This window comes from Rhodanobacter sp. DHG33, assembly GCF_014843005.1.
Taxonomy (GTDB): domain Bacteria; phylum Pseudomonadota; class Gammaproteobacteria; order Xanthomonadales; family Rhodanobacteraceae; genus Rhodanobacter_A.
Genome location: NZ_JACYXM010000015.1, coordinates 1 through 3,767 on the forward strand (window position 1 = coordinate 1; position 3,767 = coordinate 3,767).

Consider the following 3,767-nt stretch of genomic DNA (forward strand, 5'->3'; position numbering starts at 1 on the left):
TGAGACGAATAGGTTGAAACGAACAAGGCCGCCGGTTACCCGGCGGCCTTGTTCGTTTCATCTTCCCTTCCCTCATGCCGCCAGTCGCAGCGGCATGAGGTTGGAGAATGCGCCTTACCAGTCGTACTTCACGCTGAACTCGGCATAGCGCGGAAGCTCCACCGCATAGCCCGTCACTCCGCCGACCGGCAGCTTGTACGAGGTATCCGGTGCGCCGCCCACGCCATCGTGGGTAACGACGTAAGCCGTGTCGTGCTGCTCGTTGAACACGTTCTGGACCTGAACTTGGAGAGTCAGATGTTTGCCGGCCCATTCCGGGATGTAGCTAATCGAGAGGTCGAGCTTATGGGTCCAGGGCAAACGACCGGCCTTGCCAGGAGGCGACGGCTGGCCATCGCACCAGTGATAAGCCTCACCGTAGCCGTCCGGATCGGTCTGGCCCGGCCCCCAGGCACCCAGGCAGGTGATCGGCGCACCCGACTGGACGATGTACAGACCGCTGACCAGCCACTCGGGCGTGATCGCATAGGTGCCATAGGCCTTCAGCGTGTGGCGATGCGAATTCGGCAGCTCGCCGTTGGCATACTGCATCAGCTCGGGAAAGTCCCAGGCTTCGCTGATCGAGGCGGACTGGCCGCCACCCGCAGCAGCCGAGGCATTGGAGTTCTGGCCGAGCGGCGAATACGTCGGGCCTTCCGTGGTGCCGTAGCTCTTGGCAAACACGTAGTCGATCTTGCCCATCCACTTGCCGTCCCACGGATGCTCAAGCGCTTCTTCCAGGCTGTAGTACTTACGGAACGCAGCGGGGAAGCCCACGACATTCCCCGCAGCTGACGCAGTGTGCGGATTCCAAATGTAGGTCTTGTAGGTACCATCGGTCGCCAGGTAGCGCACAGTGTTGCTACGCCCTGGGTTGACCAGGATGTCCGTCTGGAACGCGGTCGGATCCGCGTCGGCAGGCATCGAGACAGTGCCAGTGTCATCGATGATGTTGTTCATCCTCGAATAGGTCGCCTGCGAGGTCCAGACCAGCGACTGGCCGAACGCGTTAAGCGTCTTCTGGAAGCCCAGCACGTACTCGTCCTGGTACATCGGCTTCAGATCCGAGGCGGCAATCGTCTTCGGGTCCTTCGGCGTGCCGTACTCGCCGTCGGGCGAGTATGGCGTCGCGCTCGTGTGAACCTGGGTCAGGCCCTGCGGAATGCCGTTCGAATCGATGGATGAATAGGTGTAGTACTCATTGAGGTAGGCGTTGGCGCCTGCCATGCGCACGCCGAGGCCCGTGGGCAAGGCAAGGTAGTAACGCCCCACGTTGCCGTACAGCTTGGCGCTGCTGTCGCCGAAGATATCCCAGCTGAAGCCCAGGCGCGGCTGCCACTGCGGCGAGGTTTCCCTGATGTAAGGCTGATTGCCAGCGCTGTAGTTGGTGAACTGGTCATTGCGCAGACCCAGGTTCAACAGCAGGTTCGGGGTGACCTGCCAGTTGTCCTCGATGTATTGCGCCTTCTGCTCCACCGTGAACGAGGCCACGCCGCCATAGGTCCGCTTCACGACGTAGTAGCTGTTCGCAGTGGAGCCGGTGCCCACCGCGCCGCCATTGGGGTAGTTGATCGGGTTGTCGACGCACTGGCCCAATGCGTTGCACGACAAAGTAGGCGAGGAGAAGTTCTTCGCCCCTTCCTTGCCGTAGATCCAGTAATACCCCGGACCGGCGCTCATGCTGCCGTCGCTGATGTCCGTACTGCGCATGTTGTCGATGCCGAACTTCAGGTCGTGGTCACCCAGCTTCCAGTCGAGGTCCAGACGGAAGTTGTTCTCGCTGGACCGGTGATCCGGAGAAGGGATGGTAAGCGCGTTGTTGTTCTGATTGCCGGTGCCGGGAACGGTCGGGTTCTGGCTTGCAACGCCAGACACGCCCGCCAGCAACGGGTCGAAGCCCGGATAGGCCACTTGCTGGGCGAAATACGTGCTCTTCATCTTGCCGGCCAGCACGCTCAGCGTGAGGTTGTCGGTGATGTACGAGGTGTACTTCAGGATGCCGATGTCGAACTTGCTCGAGTACAGCGGATTGTTGATGCCGTAGTAGCTGCCAATGGTGTTCGTGCTGTAGTCGTAGTTGTAGGCGTTGTTCGAGAGGTCTTCGAGCTTGCTCGAGGCGTAGGTGGCCTCCAGCGTGTTGCTGTCGTTGATGTTCCAGTCCAGCTTGCCGTAGAACTTGGGCAAGCTGGTGCTGTGCGAGTTGTAGTACGGCGAATCGACCGAACCGGTGGCCTTGCTGCTGTCGTGCTGGGCCTCGGCCGTGATGTAGAAGAACAGCTTGTCCTTGATCAGCGGACCGGACAGGTAGGCGTCGTAGACCGTGCTCCAATCGCTGTTCTGGCGGCGGTTGACGAATATGTCGCCTGGTTGCTGGCCCGGTGTGGTCGACGCCGGGTTCGCATAGTAGATATTGTCGTAACCGCTTTGCGCCCAGGACGGCGCCCAGGTGACATAGACGCCAGCGTGGAAATCGTTGCCGCCCCGATGACCGATCTGGCTGATCACGCCGCCGGTGGAGCGGCCGTATTCGGCGCCGTAGCCCGAAGTGATGGTCTGCTGCTCGGCGATGGCGAAGTACGGCAGGGCGATACCGCCCGCGTTGCCTACCGGGTCGGTGGTGTTGAAGCCGTTGATGTAGTAAGCGTTCTCCGCCGTCGAATCGCCGCCGAAGGAGATCAGCGGGGTACCAGCCGGACCGGTACCCAGGCTGGCGTTGCCACCTGCAACGCCAGGCGCCAACACAGCGATGGACTCGGCGTTGCGTGCCAGCGGCAGCTGCTTCAACTGCTGGGCGGTGATCACCGAGGTCTGGCGGGTCGAGGATACGTCGATCGCCGGCAGCGAGTTGGCCGTGACCGTGACGCTGGAGAGGTTCTGCACGTTCTTGCCGGCTTCGGTTGCCGCAAACGCCACTGGCGTGCCGCCAGCCACGCTCACCTGCACATGCTCACGCGTGGCTACCACGCTGCCGTTCTGCACCAGCGACACGGTGTAGTCACCCACTGGCAACTGGTTCGCGCCGTAGCGGCCGTCGTTGCCGACTGCTACTTCGCGGGTCAGGCCAGTCTGATTGTTGACGACGCGGACCGTCTCGCCGGATGACACTGGCGCGGTACCAAACACGGAACCGGTGGTGGCCTGCGCCAGCACCTGGCCGGTCATGCCGACGCCAGCTACAACAGCCATGGCCAACGCAGTCCGACGGAATGCCGAACGACGCATTTCGCTATTGGATTTCTGGATATTCATGAGATCGAAAACTCCCCAGTAAAAAATGACGACTCAAGATGCAAGAAAACATGGCAAGGCCAGTTTTCCGACATGCGCTGCCGCCCTGATAGCGCAACTTGAATAACCCCCTTACAGCCAGCTTGCCTCGCACCGCAAACCCTTGCGCCTTAACATTACGCAACGCTCTAACATAAAGTCAACATTTAATAATTGCGGAATTCGCATATTCTTTCGATTTCCAGGTGTTCTCAGCCACCACATTCGTCCAAATTTCGACAGCCGCACACCCTCTCAGGTCATCCCAAGATGGCCTCCGTCGATGTCACCCCCTCCTTTCCATTCGCCGTCCAATGGCGAATTGCTCGCAGAAGCCGGCAAAGCGCTCAACCAGGGGAGGGTCGATCTTGCCCAGCGCGCGCTGGCGCAAATTATTGCGAAAGACCCCGGGCATACCGACGCCCAATTTCTTTACGGAGTCGCCTGCCTGATGGGCGGCG

1 protein-coding gene is annotated in these 3,767 nt (G+C 60.7%); it reads right to left on the reverse strand.

Annotated elements, in window-relative coordinates; all coding sequences use genetic code 11:
• Nucleotides 1-114 precede the first annotated feature (114 nt).
• On the reverse strand, nucleotides 115-3,225 hold the full coding sequence (locus IHE46_RS16690; RefSeq protein ID WP_192166045.1) for a TonB-dependent receptor: 3,111 nt from the start codon (nucleotides 3,223-3,225) through the stop codon (nucleotides 115-117).
• Between the last annotated feature and the right edge of the window lie 542 nt (nucleotides 3,226-3,767).